This is a genomic window from Pseudomonas sp. I3-I5 (assembly GCF_022699445.1).
GTDB classification, from domain to species: Bacteria; Pseudomonadota; Gammaproteobacteria; order Pseudomonadales; family Pseudomonadaceae; genus Aquipseudomonas; species Aquipseudomonas fulva.
This window is the reverse complement of sequence record NZ_CP093940.1, coordinates 3,291,882-3,314,340: the sequence shown is the minus strand read 5'-3', so window position 1 is coordinate 3,314,340 and position 22,459 is coordinate 3,291,882. Positions and strand designations below refer to the sequence as shown.

Below are 22,459 nucleotides of genomic sequence, written 5' to 3'. Positions count from 1 at the left end.
GTCGCAGGGCGCCTGCCTGGACGAGGCACCTGCTATCTGCCCCGAACCAGCCGGCGCAGTGCAAAGCGGTTGGGGTGGCAGGCTTCGGCGACCGTTCGCGGTACCGGCAGCGGCTCGCCGCTGACCCAGGCCGCCACCAGCTCACCGCTGAGCGGCGCGGTGATCAAACCCCGTGAGCCGTGGCCGCTGTTGACGTACAGGCCCTCGAGCCAAGGGCATGCCACCTGCGGCACTTGTCGTGCGTCCCGGGCAAGGGCTGCATAGGCCTGGGCGAAGGCAGGGTCGTCGGCCAACGGCCCAACAATAGGCAGGTAGTCCGGGCTGGTGCACCGGAAAGCGGCGCGGCCTTCAAGCGCCTGCACATTGAACCCCGTTGCGCCAAGGCGGCGGGACAGGTCAGGAGAAATCTCGTCCAGCAGCGCCAGGTTGCCCTCATGCTCGGCCGCCGTGGGGGTCAGGTCAGTGCTGTGGAAATCGAAGCTGGCGCCCAGGGTGTGTTCGCCGCATCGCGCAGGCGCTACATAGCCTTGCGCGCAGACAACGGTGCCCAGCCCTTGGCTCTGGGGTGTTGCGGGTAGCCGGGTGATCTGTCCACGGATGCGCTTGAGCGGCAAGCCGGCACAAGGCTCGAGCCGTTTGACCTCGGCAGCACTGGCCAGGACCATCACTGGCGCGTCGGCCAGCAACTGATCACCGGCCCAGGCCTGCCACCGCCCAGCGACCTTGTGCAGCGACAGAACCTCTTGGTGCGGGATCAGGCGGATGTTCGGATGCTCAAGCTGTTGGCGGCACAGTGCCGGTGGATGCACCCAGCCGCCTTCGGGATAGAACAGCCCACCTGCCGGTAGGGTGATGCCGGCAACGGCCTGGGCCTGGTCCTTGGTCAATGCGTGTACTAGCCCGGGCTCGAAGGCCTGCACCAGCTTGTCCTGGCGCGCCGCCTCCTTGTCGTCGAAGGCCAGTTGCAGGACGCCACAGGCGTCCCAGTCCTCGCCGCGCTGAAGGTGCTCGAGCTGACGGCGGGTGTAGCCGAAACCGGCGAGAATCATTCGGGACAAGGCCGTGCCGTGCGCCGATAGCTTGAGGTACAGCACCCCCTGCGGGTTGCCGGACGCTTCCTGCGCCGCTGCCGCATGCCGCTCCAGTACCGTGACCTGCCAGCCTCGACGGGCCAGGCTTGCCGCCGTGCAGCTGCCGGCCAGCCCTGCACCCACCACCACGGCCTGACGCGGCCCATCACCTGAAGGCGGTCGGGCGTACCAAGGTGCTGTCGGGGCAGGGGGTGGGCCCACATACGCCCCGCTCATTACTTCCCACTTCTTGCCGATGCCAGGCACCTTCTTCATGGCAAAACCCGCCTCCACGAGGCTGCGGCGTACCCAGCCGGTGGTGGTGAACGTACCCAGCACGGTACCGGGGTGGGACAGCCGCGCCAGTTGCGCGAACAGTGCCGGGGTCCACATGTCGGGGTTCTTGGCAGGGGCAAAGCCATCGAGGAACCAGACATCGACCTGGGCGTCGAGCTCTGGCAATTGCTCGAGCACATCACCAATCAGCAGGGTGAGGGTGACGCGCCCACCTTCGAAGGTGAATTGCTGATACCCCGGGTGCACTGCCACGTATTGCGCCAGCAAAGGCTGGCTGTAAGCGGCAAGCTCTGGCCACAGGCTGATGGCACGGGCCAGGTCATCGCGGTCCAGGGGGAATTTCTCGACGCTGACGAAATGAAGCCGGGCGTCTGCGTGGGCATGTTGCGCGAACAGTTGCCAGGCGCAGTAGAAATTCATGCCGGTGCCAAAGCCCGTCTCGCCGATGACCACGCAGGCATGGGGCGCCATTGCAGTGAAACGTTCCGCCAGGCGGGTCTGTCCGAGAAACACATGGCGGGTTTCATCGATGCCTTCGTTGACGGCGAAGTACACGTCATCGTAATGCCGCGAATGAGGGCGGCCCTGTTCGTCCCAGTCGATCTGGGCGTGCTGGAGAGGGGGAGATACGGTCATGGCGGGTGCGCAGCGACAAGCGACTGAAGAAGTGGCGATAGTCGCATGGCTGGGGCTTTCTTGCAGCCCAAACCCCCGCCCCAGCTGTGCTTTTGCGCTAGTCTTGTTTATCCATTGAAGGAGCCCGTGCATGTTCGAATCTGCCGAGATTGGTCACAGCATCGACAAGCAAACCTACGACACCGAGGTTCCAGCCCTGCGTCAAGCACTGCTCGAGGCCCAGTATGAGCTCAAGCAGCAAGCGCGTTTTCCGGTCATCGTGCTGATCAATGGCGTGGAGGGGGCCGGCAAGGGCGAGACGGTCAAGCTGCTCAACGAGTGGATGGACCCGCGCATGATCGATGTGCTCACCTTCGATCAGCAGACCGACGAGGAACTGGCGCGGCCACCGGCCTGGCGTTACTGGCGCGCCTTGCCGCCCAAGGGGCGCATGGGGGTGTTTTTTGGCAACTGGTACAGCCAGATGCTGCAAGGGCGCGTGCATGGAGTGTTGAAGGATGCGGTGCTGGACCAGGCCATCAACGGCGCCGAACGCCTGGAGCAGATGCTGTGCGATGAAGGCGCGTTGATCATCAAGTTCTGGTTTCATCTTTCCAAGAAGCAGATGAAGGCGCGGCTCAAATCCCTCAAGGACGACCCCTTGCACAGCTGGAAGATCAGCCCGCTGGATTGGCAGCAGTCGCACACCTACGACCGCTTCGTGCGCTTCGGGGAACGTGTGCTGCGCCGCACCAGCCGCGATTACGCGCCCTGGCATATCGTCGAGGGGGTTGATCCCAATTACCGCAGCCTGGCCGTCGGGCGTATCCTGCTCGACAGCTTGCAGGCGGCCCTGGCCAACAATCCCAAGGGCAAGCACGTGGGCAATGTCGCGCCGCTCGGGCGCAGCATTGATCAGCGCAGCCTGCTCGGTGCCTTGGACCTGACAGTGCGTCTGGACAAGGCCGACTATCAAGAGCAACTGGTCACCGAGCAGGCGCGCCTGGCCGGTTTGCTGCGTCACAAGCACATGCGCCGTCATGCCCTGGTAGCGGCCTTCGAAGGCAATGATGCGGCGGGCAAAGGCGGTGCGATCCGGCGCGTGGCCGCTGCCCTGGACCCCCGTCAGTACCGGATCGTGCCCATTGCCGCGCCGACCGAAGAAGAACGCGCGCAGCCTTACCTGTGGCGTTTTTGGCGGCACATTCCCGCGCGTGGCAAGTTCACCATCTTCGACCGCTCCTGGTATGGCCGGGTGCTGGTGGAGCGGGTCGAGGGGTTCTGCAGCCCTGCCGACTGGATGCGCGCCTATGGCGAAATCAACGACTTCGAAGAGCAACTGGTGAACGCGGGCGTGGTAGTGGTCAAGTTCTGGCTGGCCATCGACCAGCAGACCCAGCTCGAACGCTTCGAGGAGCGTGAGCAAACCCCATTCAAGCGCTACAAGATCACCGAGGACGACTGGCGCAACCGCGACAAGTGGGACGACTACAGCCAGGCCGTAGGCGATATGGTCGACCGCACCAGCAGCGAGATCGCGCCCTGGACGTTGGTCGAAGCCAACGACAAGCGCTGGGCGCGGGTCAAGGTCCTGCGCACTATCAACGAGGCGCTGGAAGCGGCGTTCGCCAAGCACAAGAAATAGACGGGGCGCGTACCCCTGACAGGCAGGTGGGCATGTGCAACGCGGCTGCGCTCCGGTGTGTTGCCCGCATCATGCCCCCATAGAATGACGTGATGAATTCTTTTCCCGGCATGCCTGCGCTGGTTACCTGCGCAACCCCGTAGAATTCAGCCACCCCCACCACGGATCTGATCGAGGACACCATGCATACCACCTCCGGCCGTTGGGTTCACGGCCTGCTGCTTGCCCTGTTGACTGCATTGCTATGGGGCATCCTGCCGATCAAGCTCAAGCAGGTGTTGCAGGTGATGGACCCGTTGACGGTGACCTGGTATCGCCTGCTGGTGTCCGGTGGGCTGCTGTGCGCCTGGCTGACGGCCAACCGTCGCCTGCCGTCTTTGGGCAGGCTCACGCGCAAGGGCAGGGGTCTGGTGGGGGTGGCGGTGCTGGGGCTGATGGGCAATTACGTGCTGTACCTGATCGGCTTGAAGCTGCTCAGCCCTGGTACGGCGCAGCTGGTGGTGCAGCTGGGGCCGGTGCTGTTGCTGGTGGCCAGCGTATTCGTGTTTCGCGAGCGATTCAGCGTAGGGCAGGGGGTGGGGCTGTTGATCCTGCTGGCAGGTTTCGGGCTGTTCTTCAACCAGCGCCTGGAAGAACTGTTGACTTCGCTTGGCGCCTATACCACGGGTGTGCTCACCATTGTGCTGGCCACCAGTATCTGGGTGTTCTACGCCTTGAGCCAGAAGCAGTTGCTGACGGTGTGGAACTCGCAGCAGGTGATGATGGTGATCTACCTGTGCTGCGCGGCGCTGCTGACGCCTTGGGTGCAGCCGCTGGAAGTCTTGCAACTGAGCCCCGTACAGGGCTGGCTGCTGCTGGCGTGCTGCCTGAACACGCTGGTGGCCTATGGCGCCTTTGCCGAAGCCCTGGCGCATTGGGAGGCTTCCCGGGTCAGTGCGACGTTGGCATTGACCCCCTTGGTGACGTTCGTGGCGGTGGCACTGGCTGCGCTGGTGTGGCCTGAGTATGTGCAGGCGGAGCAGATCAACCTGCTCGGGTATGTAGGGGCTGTGGTCGTGGTGGCAGGCTCGGCGCTGGTTGCGCTCGGGCCTTCACTGGTGGCGGGATGGCGGGCACGTCGCGCGCGGCTTGCGCAGGTGTCCTAGGTGTTGGGGGAGTGTGGCGCCTCTGATCAGACGCCGGTTGGGCAGCAGGAGCAGCAGGAATGGTTGCGGCCGCTCGGCTGCCTATCCCTGCCGCTCACACGGGGACTCGCTGGCCCGGATGCGGTGCAAGGCAGTTGCTCCCACACCCAATGCGCGAGCCCTCTTGGCGTTGCCGAATAAAAGGGGGCAACGCAAGCCGCCCCCACAGACTTCAACCCTTGCCACCCGGCGCCAGCATGTTCTCCGGCCTTACCCACTCATCGAACTGCTCGTTGGTGAGGTAGTCCAGCTCAAGCGCTGCCTCACGCAGGGTCTTGCCCTCGCCATAGGCTTTCTTGGCAATCTCGGCAGCCTTGTCGTAACCGATATGCGGGTTGAGTGCCGTTACCAGCATCAGCCCTCGCTCCAGGTGTGCGGCCATCTGCTCGGTATCTGGCTCGATGCCCGCTACGCAATGCTGCTGAAAGTTGCGGCAACCGTCTGCCAACAGCTCGATGGACTGCAGCAGGTTGTGGATGATCACCGGCTTGAACACGTTCAACTGCAGATGCCCCTGGCTGGCGGCAAAACCGATGGTGGTATCGTTGCCAAGCACCTGGCAGGCCAGCATCGACAGCGCCTCGCACTGTGTCGGGTTGACCTTGCCCGGCATGATCGAACTGCCGGGCTCGTTGGCGGGCAAGCGCACCTCGGCCAACCCCGCACGGGGCCCTGATCCGAGCAGGCGCAGGTCGTTGGCGATCTTCATCAAGGCCACCGCCAAGGTTTTCAGCCCCCCAGCCAGGCTGGTCAGCGGCTCGTGCCCGGCCAGCGCTGCAAACTTGTTGGGTGCGGTCACGAAGGGCAGCCCGGACAGAGCGGCCAGCTCGGCAGCAATGGCTTCGGCGAACCCCTGGGGCGCATTGAGGCCCGTGCCCACCGCCGTGCCGCCCTGGGCCAGCTCATAGACCGCCGGCAGGCTGGCGCGGATGGCGCGCTGGGCATAATCGAGTTGCGCCACGAACGCCGAGACTTCCTGGCCGAAGGTAATCGGCGTGGCATCCATCATGTGGGTGCGTCCGGTTTTGACCAGGCGATGGTGCCGTGCCGACAGCTCGGCCAGGCCCGAGGACAGCTCGGCGATGGCCGGCAGCAGTTGCGCGTGCACGGCCTGGGCGGCTGCGATGTGCATGGCGGTGGGGAAGCAGTCGTTGGAGCTCTGGGAGCGGTTGACGTGATCGTTGGGGTGCACCGGCGACTTGCCGCCGCGCACCTGGCCGGCCAGTTCGTTGGCGCGACCTGCGATCACCTCGTTGACATTCATGTTGCTCTGCGTGCCACTGCCGGTCTGCCAGACCACCAGCGGGAACTGATCGTCGTGCTTGCCGTCCAGGACCTCATCGGCGGCCTGCTCAATCAGCCGGGCAATGTCGGCGGGCAGTGCACCGTTGCGGTCGTTGACGCGGGCAGCGGCCTTCTTGATCAGCGCCAGGGCATGCAGGACGGCGAGCGGCATGCGTTGCTGGCCGATGGCGAAGTTGATCAACGAGCGCTGAGTCTGCGCGCCCCAGTAGGCGTGCTCAGGAACTTCAACCGGCCCAAGGCTGTCTGTTTCGATACGGCTCATGCTGCATTCACTCCCTGTCAGTCAGAATCAGCAGTTTAGGCCCTCATGCGACCTGGCGGTTCAATCGCCTGTCGTGCCACTTGAGCAGCTCGCCCTGGCGGGCGCAGAATGCTCGCTCTGAGGTACCGCCTCCCCCTCCTGAAGGAAATGCAATGACCCGTCTTCGTGTCCTCTGTGCTGCTGTCGCCCTGGCTTGCGCCAGTGGCCAGGTCCTGGCCGCCACCCCCAGCCACAACGCCGCTGCCGAGAAATTCCTGACCTTGGCCAATGCCGACAAACTGGGCACGCCGGTGTACATGCAAGTGCAGCAGATGTTCGCCCAGCGCTTTGCCCAGACCAAGGCACCTGCCTCCAAGCAGCCTGTGCTGGAAAGCTACCAGGCCAAGGCCAACGCCGCGCTGGACAACGCCATCGGCTGGAAGAAGCTCAAGCCCAAGATGGTCGACCTCTACACCCAGACCTTTACCGAGCAAGAGCTCAAGGACCTGGTCAAGTTCTACGAGTCGCCCCTTGGCCGCAAGGTGCTGCGCGAGATGCCCAAGGTCACCCAGCAATCGGCTCAGCTGACCCAGCAGACCCTCGAACCGGCGGTGCCGGTGGTCAACAAGCTGCTTGAAGACATGACCAAGGAGCTGGACCCCAACTACGGCAAGGCAGCCGCGCCAGCCAAGAAGTGAGCACGGCCATGAACATGCAACAGCGTATCGAACAGCAACTGGCGAGCCTGGCGCCTCAGCACCTGCAGGTGCTCGATGAAAGCCACATGCACAGCCGTGGTCAGCAGACCCACTACAAGGCCGTGATCGTGAGCGAGGTGTTCGAAGGCTTGAACAGCGTCAAGCGGCACCAGAAGGTGTATGCGACCATGGGCGAGCTGATGGGCCAGATTCATGCGCTGGCGATTCACACCTATACCGGCGATGAATGGGCACAGGTCGGCAGTGCGCCGGCATCGCCTGTCTGCGCCGGCGGCGGGCACTGAAAGCTTGCTGTTGTTCTGGTAGAATCCGCTTCATCCCAAAAAGGGGCTGCTGCACAGCCCATCGCTGGTACGCCAGCTGCTTCAGGTAACCCCACTGCGTTGACGCACCGGGCACCTGAAGCGGCAGGTGTGCCTGCGATGGGCGTGCGGCGGCCCTTTGTTCATTGTGTAACCCGGTCCGCCCCTTACGAGGGCAGCCACCTGGAGAACCTGATTCATGTCACACCCCATCGTCGTCGCGGCGCTGTACAAGTTCGTCACCTTGCAAGACTACGTCGAGCTACGCGAGCCGCTGCTCAAGGCCATGCTCGACAACCATGTCAAAGGCACCTTGCTGTTGGCCCATGAGGGCATCAACGGCACCGTGTCGGCCACCCGCGAAGGCATCGACGGCCTGCTGGCCTGGCTGCGCAGCGACCCGCGCCTGGTGGACATCGACCACAAGGAGTCGTACTGCGACGAGCAGCCCTTCTACCGTACCAAGGTCAAGCTCAAGAAAGAGATCGTCACCCTGGGCGTGCCTGGGGTCGACCCCAATCAGGCGGTGGGCACCTACGTCGAGCCCAAGGATTGGAACGCGCTGATCAGCGACCCCGAGGTGCTGCTGGTCGACACGCGCAACGACTACGAAGTGGCCATCGGCACGTTCAAGGGTGCCATCGACCCCAAGACCGAAACGTTCCGCGAATTTCCCGACTACATCAAGGCCAACTTCGACCCGGCCCGCCACAAGAAGGTCGCCATGTTCTGCACTGGCGGCATCCGTTGCGAAAAAGCGTCCAGCTATATGCTCGGTGAAGGCTTCGAGGAGGTCTATCATCTGAAAGGTGGCATCCTGAAGTACTTCGAGGAAGTGCCACAGGAACAAAGCCTGTGGGAGGGCGACTGCTTCGTGTTCGATAACCGCGTCACGGTTCGCCATGACCTGAGCGAGGGCGAATATGACCAGTGCCACGCCTGCCGTCACCCGATCAATGCCCAGGAGCGTGCCTCGGAGCACTACTCGCCAGGTGTAAGCTGCCCGCACTGCTGGGATTCGCTGAGCGAAAAGACCCGCCGCAGCGCCATCGACCGGCAGAAGCAGATCGAGCTGGCCAAGGCCCGCAACCTGCCACACCCGATTGGCCACAACTACAAAGCCGAGGCCTGATTGATGTCTGCGCGCCTGATCTACGTGATGGACCCGATGTGTTCCTGGTGCTGGGGCTTCGCACCGGTGGCCAGTGCGCTGATCGATCAGGCCAGTCAGGCGGGCGTGCCTACCCATCTGGTGGTCGGCGGGCTGCGCAGCGGCAGTGCCGCGCTGGACGGCGCCACCCGCAAGTACATTCTCGAGCATTGGCAGGCCGTGGCCCAGACAACGGGGCAGCCTTTCAATTTCGAGGGCGCCATGCCCGACGGCTTTGTCTACGACACCGAACCGGCCTGCCGAGCACTGGTTGCTGCCCGCGAGTTGGATGGCGAGCGCCTCTGGCCTCTGCTGGCAGCCATACAGTCTGCGTTCTATGAAGGGGCTCATGACGTGACCACCGCCCCGCACCTGGTGGAGCTGGCCGAGCAGGCGGGTTTTGAGCGCGGGCCGTTCGCCGAGGCGTTCACCCGCGCCGAAACCCGCGCTGCCACCGCCGCGGATTTCGCCTGGGCGCAAGGCTTGGGCATCGCGGGCTTCCCGACCTTGCTCGCTGAGCGCAACGGTCAACTGGCCTTGCTGACCAACGGTTATCAGCCGCTTGAGCGTCTGCAACCGTTGCTTGGCCGCTGGCTGCAGCAGGCTGCCAATGCTTGATGTGCCCGGGTCGCCCGACCCGGCGCCGTCCAAGCCGGCGGGCTCGGCCGACCGGCTGAGCTGGTCGGAAATCCGCCGGCTTGCCCTGCACCACAAAAAGCAGCTGTGGACGGCGAACCTGATTGCCGTGCTGGCAGCCTGCTGCAGTGTCCCGATCCCATTATTGCTGCCGCTACTGGTGGATGAAGTGCTGCTCGGGCACGGCGATGCCGCGCTCAAGTGGATGAACCAGCTGCTGCCGTCTGGCTGGCAGGTCGCAGCAGGCTATATCGGCCTGATGTTGTGCCTGACCTTGTGCCTGCGCCTGGCGGCACTGGCGTTCAACGTCATCCAGGCCAGGCTGTTCGCCGGATTGGCCAAGGACATCGTCTACCGGCTACGCATTCGCCTGATCGAACGGCTCAAGCGTATTTCCCTGAAAGAGTACGAGAACCTGGGCAGCGGCACGGTCACCACGCACCTGGTCACGGACCTGGACACCCTCGACAAGTTCGTGGGCGAGACCCTCAGCCGCTTTCTGGTCGCCATGCTCACCCTCACCGGCACGGCCGCCATCCTGCTGTGGATGCACTGGCAACTGGCGCTGCTGATCCTGCTGTTCAACCCGCTGGTCATCTACTTCACGGTGCAGTTGGGCAAGCGGGTCAAGCACCTGAAAAAGCTCGAGAACGACAGCACGGCCCGCTTCACCCAAGCGTTAGCCGAAACGCTCGATGCCATCCAGGAGGTCCGCGCCAGTAACCGCCAGGGCTATTTCCTCGGTCGATTGGGCGTCAAGGCGCGCGAGGTGCGCGACTACGCCGTGGAGTCGCAGTGGAAGAGCGACGCCAGCGGCCGCGCCAGCGGGCTGTTGTTCCAGTTCGGCATCGACATTTTCCGCGCAGCGGCCATGTTGACGGTGTTGTTCTCGGACTTGTCGATCGGCCAGATGCTTGCCGTCTTCAGCTACCTCTGGTTCATGATCGGCCCGGTCGAGCAGTTGCTGAACCTGCAATATGCCTACTATGCCGCTGGTGGTGCGCTCAACCGCCTCAATGAGCTGCTGGCACGCGCCGACGAGCCCCAGTACCCGGCAGCCAGTGACCCTTTCGCCGGGCACGCCACGGTGGGCATCGAGGTACGGGACCTGTCCTTTGCCTACGCCGACGAGCCGGTGCTGGATAACCTGAACCTGGCCATCGCACCCGGTGAGAAGGTGGCCATTGTCGGCGCCAGCGGGGGTGGCAAGAGCACGCTCGTGCAGCTGCTGCTCGGGCTGTACAGCGCGGATGCAGGCACCATTCGCTTCGGCGGTGCCACCCTGCAGGAAATCGGCCTGGAAACCCTGCGTGAGCAGGTGGCCGTGGTCTTGCAGCACCCGTCGCTGTTCAACGACAGTGTGCGGGCCAACCTGACCATGGGCCGGGACTGCACCGATGATGCCTGCTGGCAGGCACTGCGGATCGCTCAGCTCGACGGCACCATCGCCGCGCTGCCTCACGGCCTGGACAGCGTGGTCGGGCGTTCGGGTGTTCGCTTGTCCGGCGGTCAGCGTCAACGGTTGGCCATTGCACGCATGGTACTGGCCGAACCCAAGGTGGTCATTCTGGACGAAGCCACCTCGGCGCTGGACGCTGCCACCGAATACAACCTGCATCAGGCGCTGGCGCGTTTTCTCAAGGGCCGCACCACGCTGATCATTGCCCACCGCTTGTCGGCGGTGAAACAGGCGGACCGGGTGCTGGTGTTCGACGGCGGTCATGTGGCCGAGGACGGCGACCATCAGCAGTTGATTGCCGAGGGCGGGTTGTACGCCAAACTGTACGGGCACCTGCAGCAGCTCTGAGCGCTGTGTGAAGTGCCTTGGGGCGACGGTCAGACGGGGCTGCTTGCAACACAGTCTCACCGAGTATTCGAGCGTTTCACACCCAGGCTAGGGCCTGAGCAATCGCAGGAATTCGACACCGGCCGGCGCCATCACCTGTTCAGCCCGCGTGATCACGCCGATCTCGCGTACCACTCCCGGATGATCCACCGCCACCTTGCTCACTTCGTGACGGCCCTCGTCGGCCGACTCGGGCAACAACGCCACGCCCTGGCCCTGACGCACCAGTGCCAGCACCGTCGACATGTAGTTAGCTTCAAGCCCTGCCGCCAGGGGCAGGCGCGCGTCGGCGAACAGCCGCTCGACCAGGTTGCGCACGCTGCTGTCCCGTCCGGTCAGCAGCATGGGGTATGCCGCCGCTTCGGCCAGCGTCACCGCCGTATGCCTGGCCAAGGGGTGGTCGTGCGGTACGTACAGGCACAGGCGATCTTCGAGCACGGCCTTGAACGCCAGCCCTTGGGTGGGCCGGGCCTGCACACCCAGGCCGAAATCCACTTCCTGCTCCAGCACTAGCGTATCGATGCGCTGGGCTACCACGTCACGCAGCCTGACCTCGATGCCGGGGAAGCGTTCGCGAAAGCGCTGCACCACGCCTGGCAGCAACCCCGAGCACAGCGAGGGCAGGGCCGCGATGGTCAGTACACCACGGCGGGAGGTGGCATGGTCACGGGCCGCCTCGACGATGTTGTCCAGATCGAGCAGCAACTTTTCCATCGGTAGCAACGCATGCTGACCGGCAGCAGTGAGGCCTACGTGACGCGGGCTGCGTTCGAGCAAGGTCACCCCAAGCCAGTCTTCGAGTTGGCGAATCTGCACGGTGAGCGCCGAGGGCGACAGGTTCAGGGTCAGGGCGGCCTTGGAAAAGTTACCGGTTCGCGCCACCGCCAGGAACGCACGGATGAGCTGGATCGCATTCTTCATTTTGTTTTTCCGAACGTGGCCTGCCGAATATTTCAATTCACAGAGCCTATCGCCGTTGTTATTACTCTTGCAAAACAACAACAGGGCCTTCTCTCGCAACCGCGGACCTGAGCCCGAAGAGGAAACCCCATGCTCGCCACCCTCGGTGTCGCTACTGTCCTGTGCATGCTCGTGAGCATCATGAGCAAACGCATCTCCCCCCTGGTCGCCCTGATCGCCCTGCCCATCATCGCGGCGTTGCTCGGTGGCTTCGGCCTGCAAACCAGCGGCTTCATCATCACCGGCATCAAGAACGTCGCCCCGGTCGTGGGCATGTTCGTTTTTGCCATCCTGTTCTTCGGCATCATGACCGACGCCGGCATGCTCGACCCGATCATCGACCGCATCGTCATGGGCACGGCCCTGCTGGCCCTGCTGGTGCACCTGGACGGTTCGGGCGCAGTGACCTTCCTGGTGACCATCCCCGCGATGCTGCCGCTGTACACCCGCCTGGGCATGGACAAGCGCATCCTGGCCTGCGTCACGGCCATGGCGGCCGGGGTCAACTTCCTGCCCTGGACCGGCCCGGTGCTGCGGTCATCGGCAGCGCTGCACGTGCCGGTGGCTGACCTGTTTCAGCCGCTGATTCCGGTGCAGATCGTCGGGCTGATCTTCGTCTTCGCCTGTGCCTACTGGCTTGGGCGACGCGAAGAACGGCGCCTGGGTCTGGGCCGGGACGCGCTCGACGTCACCCCTCACCAGCGTGTGCTCACCGACGCCGAACGCGAGCTGCGCAAGCCGCGCCTGTTCTGGCCGAATCTGCTGCTGACCCTGGTGGTGATGGGCGTAATGATCGCAGGGGTGGTGGACCCGGTGGTGATGTTCATGGTCGGTACCGTGCTCGCCTTGTGCCTGAACTACCCCAACGTGGACGCGCAGCGGGCGCGCATCGACGCCCATGCCAAGACCGCGCTGACCATGGCCAGCATTCTTCTGGCTGCGGGCGTCTTCACCGGCATCATGCAAGGCACCGGCATGCTCAAAGCGATGGCCGAGGTGGCGGTGGGGCAGATTCCTGCAGGGCATGGCCAACTGATTCCTGCGGTAGTCGGTTTTCTTTCCATGCCCCTGAGCCTGCTGTTCGACCCGGATTCGTTCTACTTCGGCATCATGCCGGTGGTCGCCGAGGTTGGCAGAGCCCTGGGCGTGGACCCGATGCAAGTAGCCCAGGCTTCGCTTCTGGGCGTGCACACCACGGGTTTTCCGGTCAGTCCACTGACCCCCGCGACCTTCCTGCTGGTTGGCCTGTGCAAGATCGAACTGGCCGATCACCAGCGTTTCACCATCCCTTTCCTGTTCGCGGCCTCGGTTCTGATGACCTTGACCGCCCTGGTCATTGGAGTTTTCTAGATGAAGACCATACGCATCGGCGCTGGCGCCGGTTATTCGGGCGACCGCATCGAGCCGGCCATCGAGTTGGCGCAACAGGGTGAACTGGACTACTTGGTGTTCGAATGCCTGGCCGAGCGCACCATCGCCCTGGCGCAGCAAGCGCGGTTGCTGGACCCGCACGGTGGTTTCGACCCCTTGCTGGGCGAGCGCATGCGCCGCGTGCTGCCTTACGTAGGTCCAGGGGCCGACGGCACGCGGCGGCGCCTGCGCATCATCACCAACATGGGTGCGGCCAACCCACTGGGCGCGGCCTCTGAAATCCGCCGCATCGCGGCTGAGCTGGGCTTGCCTGGTATCAAAGTGGCGGCGCTGACCGGCGACGATGTGCTCGCCACCTTGCAGCAATGGCCCGAGCAGACCCTCGACAACGGTGCCACCCTCTCTGAACTGGGCGATCGATTGATTTCAGCCAACGCTTATGTGGGCGCAGAGGGTATCGTGCAGGCCTTGCAGGCCGATGCAGATATCGTGGTCACCGGCCGTGTGGCCGATCCGTCGCTGTTTCTCGCACCGCAGCTGTTCGAGTTCGGCTGGCGCGTCGACGACTGGACGCTACTGGGGCGCGGCACCCTGGTCGGGCACCTGCTCGAATGCGCAGGGCAAATCAGCGGCGGCTACTTCGCCGACCCCGGGGTGAAGGAAGTGCCCGAACTCGACCGCCTCGGCTTCCCGCTGGCCGAAATCGATGCCATGGGCCATGCGGTGATCAGCAAGGTGGCCGGTACCGGCGGGCGCATCGATACCGCTACCTGCACCGAGCAACTGTTGTACGAAGTGCATGATCCGGCCGCTTACCTTACGCCCGATGTGACGGCTGATTTCAGTCAGGTGACGTTTCAGGCCCTGGATCAAGATGAGGTCCAGGTGCGAGGCGCCAGTGGGCGCGCGCGCCCGGAGGCGTTGAAGGTGTCGGTGGGTTTTCTCGACGGTTGGATCGGCGAAGGGCAGATGTCCTATGGCGGCCCTGGTGCGGTGGCCCGCGGGCGCCTGGCCGAAGCGATCGTACGCAAGCGCCTGCAACTGACCGGTGTGGCCTGCGACGATATACGCAGCGAGCTGATAGGCGTCAGCGCCTTGCACGGTGACGACCTGGCCCAGCGCGCCCAGGGCGAGCCCTGGGAGGTGCGGCTGCGTGTGGCGGCGCGCTGCGCCACCAAAAATGATGCGGTGCGCATCGGCAACGAGGTGGAAACCCTCTACACCAACGGCCCCTATGGCGGCGGTGGAGCGAGCAAGTCGGTGCGTCAGGTGGTGGCGGTGGCTTCGCTGTTGCTGCCCAGGGACGCGGTCGCCTTGCAGGTGCATCTGGAGGAGGTGGCATGAGTACCCACACGAAATTGCGCGATATAGCCCACAGCCGTACTGGCGACAAGGGCGACACGTCGAACATCTCGGTAATCGCCTTTGATTCGGCTGACTACCCGCGCCTGGCCCAGTGGCTGACGGTAGAGCGCGTCACGGCCCACTTTGCCGAGTTGCTGGACCCGGCAGGCCCCCCCGTTCTCCGGTACGAGCTGGCGCAGCTCGGGGCGTTGAACTTCGTGCTGCCCGGCATCCTGCGTGGCGGTGTGACCCGATCGCTGGCCTTGGATGCCCATGGCAAGACGCTGGGGGCGGCGCTGCTGGATCTCGAACTCTGACAAGCGGTCGGCCCGCGCCGTGCGCACGGGTCAAGCCCGGCCCCTGCGGTGCGCACTTGAGTGGGCCAAAAACCAGGCTGGCATGACGTGATTGACGGGGTCCGTGCGGTGTCTGCGACAATGGGTCCAGCGCCGCGCCACGCTCAAACCGGCGAGCCAGACGCTGCGCCCTGCAGGCAGCAGGCGCGGCGGCTATCATTGACTGAAATCGGGCCCCTAAATTTTCATCGCGTTAATGGCAGATGGCCTACGCTGTGCTTTGTCTGGGTTGATTCGCGCCTTATCTGCTCTGTGACAGGGACTCCATGAAGGGACATCGCACTCAAGAAGCGCCCAAGCTCCTCGGGCTCACCTGGCCATTCATCGCCGTGGTGGTTTTCCAGGTCGCCCTTGGCAGTCTCAGCCTCTACACGCTTTCTGCCGTGCGTGCCTACGTGGCGGGCGAAAGCTTGTGGTCAAAGGCGCAAAAAGACGCCATCTACTACCTCAATCTGTACGCCACCACGCGCGACGAAGCCACCTATGGCCGCTACCAGCAGGCCATCGTGGTGCCCCAGGGCGATCACCGCGCGCGCAAGCTCATGGATCAGTCGAATCTGGACCTGGAGGCGGTGCGCCAGGCCGTCCTGCAAGGTGGCAACCACCCCGACGACGTGGAACGCATCATCTGGTTCTACCGCCACTTTCGTACTGTCAGCTACCTGCAGACAGCCATCAATTACTGGGACATCGGCGACGATTACCTGGCCAAGCTGAACGTGCTGGCAGGCGAGATGCACCAGCGCTTCGCCAGCGGGCCGGTCGATGAGCAGGTGATTCGTGCCTGGAAAAGTCGCATTGCCACCATCAACGAGGGGGTGACGCCGGCTGCCAAGGCGTTCAGCGATGCCCTGGGCGAGGGGTCGCGCGTCCTGCTGCGGGTGCTGCTGATCACCAACCTGCTGACTGCGATGATCCTGATCACCATCGCCTGGCGGCGCTCCAGCAAACTGCTGGCCCAGCGCCAGGCGTTTGCCAACGCGCTGCAGGAAGAAAAGGAGCGTGCGCAGATCACTTTGCAGGCTATCGGTGATGCGGTAATCACCACGGATGTGGAGGGCTTGATCGGCTACATGAACCCGGCGGCCGAGCAGCTGACCCACTGGAAGGCCGCCCAGGCCCTGGGCCTGCCTTTGTCGGCCCTGTTCACCCTGGTGGATGAGCACGACGTGGACGAGGGCCGCAGCCTGGTGGAGCAGGTGCTCAGTGGCAGTTTGAAAGGGGGCGCCGAACATGCCCGGCTGATTCAGCGCCTGGACGGCAGCACGGTGTCGATCAACCTGGTGGGCTCGTCCATTGTCAATGACGGACAGGTCAATGGCATCGTGCTGGTGCTGCACGACATGACCCAGGAGCGCCAGTACATCGCCAACCTCTCCTGGCAGGCCACGCACGATGCGCTGACAGGCCTGGCCAACCGTCGCGAGTTCGAATACCGGCTGGAGCAGGCGCTCAATGCGCTGGCGCGCCAGCCTGGGCGGCATTCACTGATGTTCCTGGACCTGGATCAGTTCAAGCTGGTCAATGATACGTGCGGGCATGCCGCCGGGGATGAGCTGCTTCGGCACATTTGCGCCGTGCTGCAATCGGGCCTGCGAGAAGGTGACACGCTGGCGCGGCTGGGGGGCGATGAGTTTGGCGTGTTGCTGGAGAATTGCCCGTCCGAGCAGGCCGAGCGGATTGCCGAGCAGTTACGCCAGACCGTCCAGAGCCTGCACTTCGTGTGGAAAGGCCGGCCGTTCGTGACCACGGTCAGCATCGGGCTGGTGCATATCGCTCAGGCCCCCGGCACCCTCGAGGCATCACTGCGGGCTGCTGACATGGCCTGCTACATGGCCAAGGAAAAGGGGCGCAACCGGGTTCAGGTGTACCACGCCGATGACAGCGAGCTGTCCATTCGGTTTGGCGAGATGGCCTGGATTCAGCGCTTGCACGTGGCCTTGGAAGAGAACCGGTTCTGCCTGTACGCCCAGGAGATCGCGCCGTTGAAGGCTTTCGAGGGGCCCGGCCACATCGAAATCCTGTTGCGCCTACACGATGAAAGCGGGCGCACCATACTCCCCAACAGCTTCATCCCGGCTGCCGAACGCTACGGGCTGATTACCGCGCTCGATCGCTGGGTAGTGCGCAACGTCTTCATCATCATCCGCCAATGCCTGGATGCAGGCCACCAGGGGCCGCTGTCGACCTGCGCCATCAACCTGTCCGGTGCCAGCATCGGCGATGACAAGTTCCTCGAATACCTGCAGCGCCTGTTCGCCGAATATGCCATTCCTCCGCGCATGATCTGCTTCGAAATCACCGAAACCAGCGCCATTGCCAACCTGGGCAGCGCCATTCGCTTCATCAACGAGCTAAAAGGCCTGGGTTGTCGTTTTTCACTGGATGATTTCTGTGCAGGCATGTCATCGTTCGCCTACCTCAAGCATCTGCCCGTCGACTTCCTCAAGATCGACGGCAGCTTCGTCAAGGACATGCTGGACGATCCGGTCAATCGGGCCATGGTGGAGGTCATCAACCATATTGGCCATGTCATGGGCAAGCGCACCATTGCAGAATTCGTGGAAACACCCATGATCGAACAAGCGCTACAGGAAATTGGTGTCGATTACGCCCAGGGCTATCTGATCGAGCGGCCCCAGGTATTCACATGTGACAGTCTGCATCGCCAACGGATTGCCGCCCGGCCTCTGTTGCAGCGGGCGCCTGGCACCTTTCGTTAGCTGGAAATCACAAGGAACAAGGAGTAGACAGTGATTGATGCATTCGTTCGTATCGGGCCATTGATGGACCCGGCCAGTTACCCCAAATGGGCCCAGCAACTGCTTGCCGATTGCCATGAGAGCAAGCAGCGAGTGGTTGACCATGAGGTGTATCGACGTCTGCGTGACGGCAAATTGAAGCAAGCGACCATTCGCCAGTACCTGATCGGCGGCTGGCCGGTGGTCGAGCAGTTCTCGTTGTACATGGCCCATAACCTCACCAAGACCCGTTATGGCCGGCACCCAGGCGAGGACATGGCGCGGCGCTGGTTGATGCGCAATATCCGCGTGGAGCTTAACCATGCCGATTACTGGGTGAACTGGGCCCACGCCCACGGCATTCACCTGCACGACCTGCAGGCTCAGGATGTGCCGCCTGAGCTCAATGGCCTCAACGATTGGTGCTGGCGTGTGTGTGCCACGGAAAACCTGGCCATTGCCATGGCCGCCACCAACTATGCCATCGAAGGAGCCACCGGGGAGTGGTCGGCGGTGGTGTGTTCCACCGACACCTACGCGATGGGCTTCCCGGAAGAGCAGCGCAAGCGGGCCATGAAGTGGCTCAAGATGCACGCGCAGTATGACGACACCCACCCGTGGGAGGCGCTGGAGATCATCTGTACGCTGGTAGGCGAGAACCCGAGCACGGCCTTGCGCACCGAATTGCGCCGGGCGATCTGCAAGAGCTATGACTGCATGTACCTGTTCCTGGAGCGGTGCATGCAACTTGAAGCCACCCAGCACGAGCGGGCGAGCCCGGCGTTGGCGGCGGGGTGATTGCGCGCCTGTCGTGACGCAGGCTCAGCCCATCGCCGATACGCCGGCGATGGGCTGCGAAACGGCCGAGAACGCGCAAGGCGGCCTCAGGTAGACGAGCCGTTCACTGGGCGTTGAATGCCTGCCCGTTCACATCCTTGCTGTCAGGCCCCATCAGGTAGAGGTAGACCGGCATGATTTGCTCGGGCAGCGGGTTGTCCTGGGGGTTCTCGCTCGGGTAGGCCTGCGCGCGCATGGCCGTACGCGTCGCGCCCGGGTTGATGCTGTTGGAGCGCACCGGCGCCACCCCTTCGAGTTCGTCGGCCAGGGTCTGCATCATGCCTTCGGTGGCGAACTTGGAGATGCCGTAGGCGCCCCAATAGGCGCGGCCCTTGCGCCCGACACTGCTGCTGGTGAACACCACCGAAGCGTCTTCGGACTGCTTGAGCAGCGGCAGCAGGGTGCTGGTGAGCATGAAGGTGGCATTGACGTTGATGTGCATGACGCGCATGAAGTTGTCGCCCGACAACTGTTCCATGGGCGTGCGTGGACCGATGATCGAGGCGTTGTTGAGCAACCCGTCCAGGCGCCCGAACTGTTCCTCGATCATGACCGCCAGCTCGTCGTACTGATGGGCCAGGGCGGTTTCCAGGTTGAACGGGATCACCACAGGCTGGGGATGCCCGGCCGCTTCGATCTCGTCATAGAGCGCATTGAGGTTCGCTTCGGTCCTGCCGAGCAACAGCACCGTGGCGCCCAGGGCGGCGTAGGCTTTGGCCGCGGCAGCACCGATGCCGCGCCCGGCACCGGTGACCAAGATGACCCGGCCTTTGAGCAGGTCGGGGCGGGCAGTGTATTCGAACATGTCAGATCCTTTGGCGTTAGCGGTGATCAGCAACCACACAGGGCGCTGTCGATGACTTTACGCAGGTCCTGCGGGCTGTCCACCACCACGTCGGCACCCCAGTTGTTGGGGTTGTCCTCGGGATGGATGTAGCCGAAGCGTACCGCGGCGGTGCGGGTGCCAGCATCTCGGCCGGATTCGATATCGCGCAGGTCGTCACCGACGAACAGCACACTGGCAGGGTCCAGCGCCAGGGTCTTGCAGGCCAGGATGAGCGGCTCCGGGTCGGGTTTGCTGTTCTTTACATGATCCGGGCAGATCAGCAAGGCCGAACGCTCGGCCAGGCCCAGGCGCTGCATGATCGGCTCGGCGAAGCGCACCGGCTTGTTGGTGACCACGCCCCACAGCAGCTTGCCTCGCTCGATGTCCTCCAGCAGCTCGCTCATGCCATCGAACAGGCGGGTATGCACGGCGCAGTCGCGCTGGTAGCGCTCCAGGAACTCCAGGCGCAGGGCTTCGAAACCCTCGGCCTGCGGGTCCATGGCGAAGGTGGCGGCCACCATGGCGCGAGCACCACCGGAGATCACACCCCGGATCAGCTCGTCGTCGACGGCCGGCAGGCCTCGATCGGCGAGCATGGCCTGGCAGATGGCGATGAAATCGGGCGCCGTGTCCAGCAAGGTGCCGTCCATGTCGAAGAGTACCGCTCGCAGGCGCATGCTCATTCCTCGCGCAGGGTCTGGATCATGTAGTTGACATCCACGTCGCTGCTGAGCTTGTAGTGCTTGGTCAGCGGGTTGTAGGTCAGGCCGATGATATCCTTGACCTCAAGGCCGGCGACGCGGCTCCAGGCACCCAGCTCGGAAGGGCGGATGAACTTCTTGAAGTCATGGGTCCCGCGCGGCAGCATCTTGAGGATGTACTCGGCGCCGACGATGGCCAGCAGGTAGGCCTTGGGGTTGCGGTTGATGGTGGAGAAGAACACCTGGCCGCCTGGCTTGACCATGCGGTAGCAAGCGCGGATTACCGATGACGGGTCAGGTACGTGCTCGAGCATCTCAAGGCAGGTGACCACGTCGAAGGCACCGGGCATTTCTTCGGCCAGGGCCTCGGCCGTGACCTGACGGTATTCGACCTCCACGCCCGACTCCAGTTGATGCAGGCGGGCGACGGCCAGGGGCGCCTCGCCCATGTCGATGCCGGTCACCGAGGCGCCGCGCAGGGCCATGGCTTCGCTGAGGATGCCGCCGCCGCAACCCACGTCCAGCACTTTCTTGCCAGCCAGATGGGCGCGCTCGTCGATCCAGTTGACGCGCAGCGGGTTGATATCGTGCAGCGGCTTGAACTCGCTCTCGCGGTCCCACCAGCGGTGGGCCAGCGCTTCGAATTTGGCGATTTCAGCGCGGTCGACGTTGCTCATTGAACAGTCCTCAGAAACGTGGGAATCAGCTTCACGTGGCAAGCTGCAAGGTACATGACATACAGACGGTGGCGTTGGCCCAAGCGTTCGCACGGCGTTCAGGCCGGGCTCGTGCACACCCCGTGGGCCTTTTGCCTGTCGGGCAGTGCGGCGGCTTTCTGTGCGTGGCCGTAAAGGCCCATGCCAGAGGGCGGGCGGCGATGGCGCCTCGGCCAGCGACGCTGTGCCCAACCTTGCTTGTGCTGCCGGATGTCTGCGGCGCGCAGCTTGCGCTGGAAAAGGCCGAAGTATACCCGAGCGCTCGGGGCGCCGGGTCGCTATAATCGCCGGCTTTTGATACGCGAACGACGGGGAGAGGTGATGCGCGAGCAACTTTTGGCGGCCGAGAAGGTGACCGGAATCCGCTGGCAGGGCGGCGTTCTGCATCTGCTCGACCAGCGCCTGCTGCCGTCCCAGGAGCACTGGTTGGCCTGCGACACTGTCGCCCAGGTGGCCACCGCCATTCGCGACATGGCCGTGCGCGGCGCATCGGCCATCGGTATCGTGGCCGCGTATGGGCTGGTACTGGCCGCCGAGGAGCGTCTGGCCGAAGGTGGCGACTGGGAGATGGACCTCGAAGAGGATTTCATGCTCCTGGCCGAGGCGCGCCCTACCGCAGCCAACCTGTTCTGGGCCTTGAACCGGATGCGCGAGCGCCTGCAACGCCTGCGTCCCGACGAGAACGTGCTGGGCGCACTGGAAGCCGAGGCGCTGGCCATTCACGAAAGCGATCGCGAGGCCAACCTGACCATGGCCCAGCACGGCACCGAACTGATCCGCCGACACCAGGGCAATGCCCAGACGCTGCTGACCTACGGCAATGCCGGCGCCTTGGCCAGCGGCGGTTTCGGAACCGCGCTGGGGGTGATTCGCGCAGGCTTTCTGGAAGGCATGGTGGAGCGGGTGTACGCCGGGGAAACTCGCCCGTGGCTCCAGGGATCGCGGCTCACGGCCTGGGAGCTGGCCAACGAAGGCCTGCCGGTCACCCTGTGCGCCGATTCGGCCCTGGCGCACTTGATGAAGACCAAGGGCATCACCTGGGTCGTGGTCGGCGCTGATTGCATCGCTGCCAATGGGGATGTGGCCAGCAAGATCGGTACTTATCAACTGGCGGTCAGCGCCATGCACCATGGTGTGCGCTTCATGGTGGTGGCCCCGAGCAGCAGTATCGACCTGAACCTGGAGACGGGGGACGACATCCCGCTTGAAGAGCGCGAGCCGGATGAACTGCTCGACTATGCCGGCACGCGGGTGGCACCGGAGGTGGAGGTATTCAATCCGGTCTTCGACGTGACCCCGGCGGACCTGATTGATGTGATCGTGACCGAGCGCGGCATTATCGAACGCCCGGATACCGCCAAGCTGGCGCAGATGATGTGCCGCAAGCGCCTTCACTGAAGGGCGGCGCAGCAGACCCTTCGTGCGCCATAGCCCGCTGCCGACCTAGCAGGTGTTCACGCGCGCCCGGGCGCACCTGCCCGGCGCGCTGTCGAGCGCGGGCCTGTGGGGCTCGCGGCTACCGTTCACCCCGGCGTGCACCGCTCGGCCAGGGCATGAATTCGCGGCCCGGCTGGCCACTTGCCGCATCTCCCACTAC

At 64.0% G+C, this 22,459-nt stretch carries 19 protein-coding genes; 13 read left to right on the top strand and 6 right to left on the bottom strand.

Translation table 11 applies throughout. The features are described 5' to 3' along the window. Positions 1-32: 32 nt before the first annotated feature. Positions 33-2,003 (bottom strand): bifunctional tRNA (5-methylaminomethyl-2-thiouridine)(34)-methyltransferase MnmD/FAD-dependent 5-carboxymethylaminomethyl-2-thiouridine(34) oxidoreductase MnmC, encoded by a 1,971-nt coding sequence (gene mnmC / locus MOP87_RS14695; RefSeq protein ID WP_242809732.1) that lies wholly within the window; start codon positions 2,001-2,003, stop codon positions 33-35. A 130-nt stretch (positions 2,004-2,133) separates the two neighbouring features. Between mnmC and pap the strand changes: the two genes are divergently transcribed. Both pap and MOP87_RS14685 read left to right on the top strand, forming a co-directional pair. Then, positions 2,134-3,627 (top strand): polyphosphate:AMP phosphotransferase, encoded by a 1,494-nt coding sequence (pap, locus tag MOP87_RS14690; RefSeq protein WP_110607596.1) that lies wholly within the window; start codon positions 2,134-2,136, stop codon positions 3,625-3,627. A gap of 182 nt (positions 3,628-3,809) precedes the next feature. Continuing rightward, on the top strand, positions 3,810-4,772 hold the full coding sequence (locus tag MOP87_RS14685) for a DMT family transporter (protein WP_104926448.1): 963 nt from the start codon (positions 3,810-3,812) through the stop codon (positions 4,770-4,772). Between the two features lie 211 nt (positions 4,773-4,983). Here MOP87_RS14685 and MOP87_RS14680 read toward each other — a convergent pair whose 3' ends face one another. Next, positions 4,984-6,378 (bottom strand): class II fumarate hydratase, encoded by a 1,395-nt coding sequence (locus MOP87_RS14680; RefSeq protein WP_027915860.1) that lies wholly within the window; start codon positions 6,376-6,378, stop codon positions 4,984-4,986. Between the two features lie 152 nt (positions 6,379-6,530). On the opposite strand from MOP87_RS14680, the gene MOP87_RS14675 reads away from it, so the two are divergent. The 5 genes from MOP87_RS14675 (at position 6,531) to MOP87_RS14655 (ending at position 10,971) form a co-directional block, all read left to right on the top strand. After that, positions 6,531-7,055, top strand: a complete 525-nt coding sequence (locus MOP87_RS14675) for a DUF2059 domain-containing protein (RefSeq protein ID WP_027915861.1) — start codon at positions 6,531-6,533, stop codon at positions 7,053-7,055. An 8-nt stretch (positions 7,056-7,063) separates the two neighbouring features. Continuing rightward, positions 7,064-7,360: a BolA family protein gene (locus tag MOP87_RS14670; RefSeq protein WP_027915862.1), complete on the top strand. Its 297-nt coding sequence runs from the start codon at positions 7,064-7,066 to the stop codon at positions 7,358-7,360. Between the two features lie 217 nt (positions 7,361-7,577). Beyond that, positions 7,578-8,510, top strand: a complete 933-nt coding sequence (locus tag MOP87_RS14665; RefSeq protein ID WP_027915863.1) for a rhodanese-related sulfurtransferase — start codon at positions 7,578-7,580, stop codon at positions 8,508-8,510. 3 nt (positions 8,511-8,513) lie between these two features. Continuing rightward, a complete protein-coding gene (locus MOP87_RS14660; protein ID WP_027915864.1) occupies positions 8,514-9,146 on the top strand; it encodes a DsbA family protein in 633 nt (210 codons plus the stop codon). Continuing rightward, complete coding sequence (locus tag MOP87_RS14655) at positions 9,139-10,971, top strand: ABC transporter ATP-binding protein (RefSeq protein ID WP_027915865.1); 1,833 nt, start codon at positions 9,139-9,141, stop codon at positions 10,969-10,971. The genes MOP87_RS14660 and MOP87_RS14655 overlap by 8 nt, the downstream gene beginning before the upstream one ends. A gap of 87 nt (positions 10,972-11,058) precedes the next feature. Here the strand turns inward: MOP87_RS14655 and MOP87_RS14650 are convergent, their stop codons facing one another. Further along, a complete protein-coding gene (locus MOP87_RS14650) occupies positions 11,059-11,931 on the bottom strand; it encodes a LysR family transcriptional regulator (RefSeq protein WP_027915866.1) in 873 nt (290 codons plus the stop codon). A gap of 129 nt (positions 11,932-12,060) precedes the next feature. Between MOP87_RS14650 and MOP87_RS14645 the strand changes: the two genes are divergently transcribed. The 5 genes from MOP87_RS14645 to MOP87_RS14625 all read left to right on the top strand — a co-directional run bounded on the left by MOP87_RS14645 (position 12,061) and on the right by MOP87_RS14625 (position 18,580). After that, the gene (locus tag MOP87_RS14645) at positions 12,061-13,320 is read left to right on the top strand and encodes a citrate:proton symporter (RefSeq protein WP_242809730.1); all 1,260 of its coding nucleotides are present in this window, start codon (positions 12,061-12,063) and stop codon (positions 13,318-13,320) included. Then, positions 13,321-14,685 carry an acyclic terpene utilization AtuA family protein gene (locus MOP87_RS14640; RefSeq protein ID WP_242809728.1) on the top strand — a complete coding sequence of 455 codons (1,365 nt, stop codon included), beginning with the start codon at positions 13,321-13,323 and terminating at the stop codon, positions 14,683-14,685. It begins immediately after the preceding gene. Beyond that, on the top strand, positions 14,682-15,002 hold the full coding sequence (locus MOP87_RS14635; protein WP_145280173.1) for a hypothetical protein: 321 nt from the start codon (positions 14,682-14,684) through the stop codon (positions 15,000-15,002). Before MOP87_RS14640 ends, MOP87_RS14635 begins: the two co-directional genes overlap by 4 nt. Before the next feature lie 305 nt (positions 15,003-15,307). Next, complete coding sequence (locus MOP87_RS14630; RefSeq protein WP_088523382.1) at positions 15,308-17,764, top strand: EAL domain-containing protein; 2,457 nt, start codon at positions 15,308-15,310, stop codon at positions 17,762-17,764. 30 nt (positions 17,765-17,794) lie between these two features. After that, positions 17,795-18,580 carry an iron-containing redox enzyme family protein gene (locus MOP87_RS14625; protein WP_028688044.1) on the top strand — a complete coding sequence of 262 codons (786 nt, stop codon included), beginning with the start codon at positions 17,795-17,797 and terminating at the stop codon, positions 18,578-18,580. A 103-nt stretch (positions 18,581-18,683) separates the two neighbouring features. Here MOP87_RS14625 and MOP87_RS14620 read toward each other — a convergent pair whose 3' ends face one another. Genes MOP87_RS14620 through ubiG form a run of 3 tightly spaced genes read right to left on the bottom strand, consistent with a single transcriptional unit; the run spans position 18,684 to position 20,823 of the window. After that, positions 18,684-19,424: a YciK family oxidoreductase gene (locus MOP87_RS14620; protein ID WP_242809726.1), complete on the bottom strand. Its 741-nt coding sequence runs from the start codon at positions 19,422-19,424 to the stop codon at positions 18,684-18,686. 26 nt (positions 19,425-19,450) lie between these two features. Further along, a complete protein-coding gene (gene mupP, locus MOP87_RS14615) occupies positions 19,451-20,122 on the bottom strand; it encodes an N-acetylmuramic acid 6-phosphate phosphatase MupP (RefSeq protein ID WP_027915873.1) in 672 nt (223 codons plus the stop codon). Between the two features lie 2 nt (positions 20,123-20,124). Continuing rightward, positions 20,125-20,823 (bottom strand): bifunctional 2-polyprenyl-6-hydroxyphenol methylase/3-demethylubiquinol 3-O-methyltransferase UbiG, encoded by a 699-nt coding sequence (gene ubiG / locus MOP87_RS14610; protein ID WP_023533768.1) that lies wholly within the window; start codon positions 20,821-20,823, stop codon positions 20,125-20,127. Between the two features lie 360 nt (positions 20,824-21,183). Here ubiG and mtnA point away from each other — a divergent pair, with 360 nt between their 5' ends. Continuing rightward, a complete protein-coding gene (mtnA, locus tag MOP87_RS14605) occupies positions 21,184-22,260 on the top strand; it encodes an S-methyl-5-thioribose-1-phosphate isomerase (RefSeq protein WP_028688041.1) in 1,077 nt (358 codons plus the stop codon). Positions 22,261-22,459 lie beyond the last annotated feature (199 nt).

Excerpts from the sequence above, each read along its gene's own strand:
- mnmC (WP_242809732.1), bottom strand. The coding sequence starts at position 2,003 with ATGACCGTATCTCCCCCTCTCCAGCACGCCCAGATCGACTGGGACGAA.
- pap (WP_110607596.1), top strand. The coding sequence starts at position 2,134 with ATGTTCGAATCTGCCGAGATTGGTCACAGCATCGACAAGCAAACCTAC.
- MOP87_RS14685 (WP_104926448.1), top strand. The coding sequence starts at position 3,810 with ATGCATACCACCTCCGGCCGTTGGGTTCACGGCCTGCTGCTTGCCCTG.
- MOP87_RS14680 (WP_027915860.1), bottom strand. The coding sequence starts at position 6,378 with ATGAGCCGTATCGAAACAGACAGCCTTGGGCCGGTTGAAGTTCCTGAG.
- MOP87_RS14675 (WP_027915861.1), top strand. The coding sequence starts at position 6,531 with ATGACCCGTCTTCGTGTCCTCTGTGCTGCTGTCGCCCTGGCTTGCGCC.
- MOP87_RS14670 (WP_027915862.1), top strand. The coding sequence starts at position 7,064 with ATGAACATGCAACAGCGTATCGAACAGCAACTGGCGAGCCTGGCGCCT.
- MOP87_RS14665 (WP_027915863.1), top strand. The coding sequence starts at position 7,578 with ATGTCACACCCCATCGTCGTCGCGGCGCTGTACAAGTTCGTCACCTTG.
- MOP87_RS14660 (WP_027915864.1), top strand. The coding sequence starts at position 8,514 with ATGTCTGCGCGCCTGATCTACGTGATGGACCCGATGTGTTCCTGGTGC.
- MOP87_RS14655 (WP_027915865.1), top strand. The coding sequence starts at position 9,139 with ATGCTTGATGTGCCCGGGTCGCCCGACCCGGCGCCGTCCAAGCCGGCG.
- MOP87_RS14650 (WP_027915866.1), bottom strand. The coding sequence starts at position 11,931 with ATGAAGAATGCGATCCAGCTCATCCGTGCGTTCCTGGCGGTGGCGCGA.
- MOP87_RS14645 (WP_242809730.1), top strand. The coding sequence starts at position 12,061 with ATGCTCGCCACCCTCGGTGTCGCTACTGTCCTGTGCATGCTCGTGAGC.
- MOP87_RS14640 (WP_242809728.1), top strand. The coding sequence starts at position 13,321 with ATGAAGACCATACGCATCGGCGCTGGCGCCGGTTATTCGGGCGACCGC.
- MOP87_RS14635 (WP_145280173.1), top strand. The coding sequence starts at position 14,682 with ATGAGTACCCACACGAAATTGCGCGATATAGCCCACAGCCGTACTGGC.
- MOP87_RS14630 (WP_088523382.1), top strand. The coding sequence starts at position 15,308 with ATGAAGGGACATCGCACTCAAGAAGCGCCCAAGCTCCTCGGGCTCACC.
- MOP87_RS14620 (WP_242809726.1), bottom strand. The coding sequence starts at position 19,424 with ATGTTCGAATACACTGCCCGCCCCGACCTGCTCAAAGGCCGGGTCATC.
- mupP (WP_027915873.1), bottom strand. The coding sequence starts at position 20,122 with ATGCGCCTGCGAGCGGTACTCTTCGACATGGACGGCACCTTGCTGGAC.
- ubiG (WP_023533768.1), bottom strand. The coding sequence starts at position 20,823 with ATGAGCAACGTCGACCGCGCTGAAATCGCCAAATTCGAAGCGCTGGCC.
- mtnA (WP_028688041.1), top strand. The coding sequence starts at position 21,184 with ATGCGCGAGCAACTTTTGGCGGCCGAGAAGGTGACCGGAATCCGCTGG.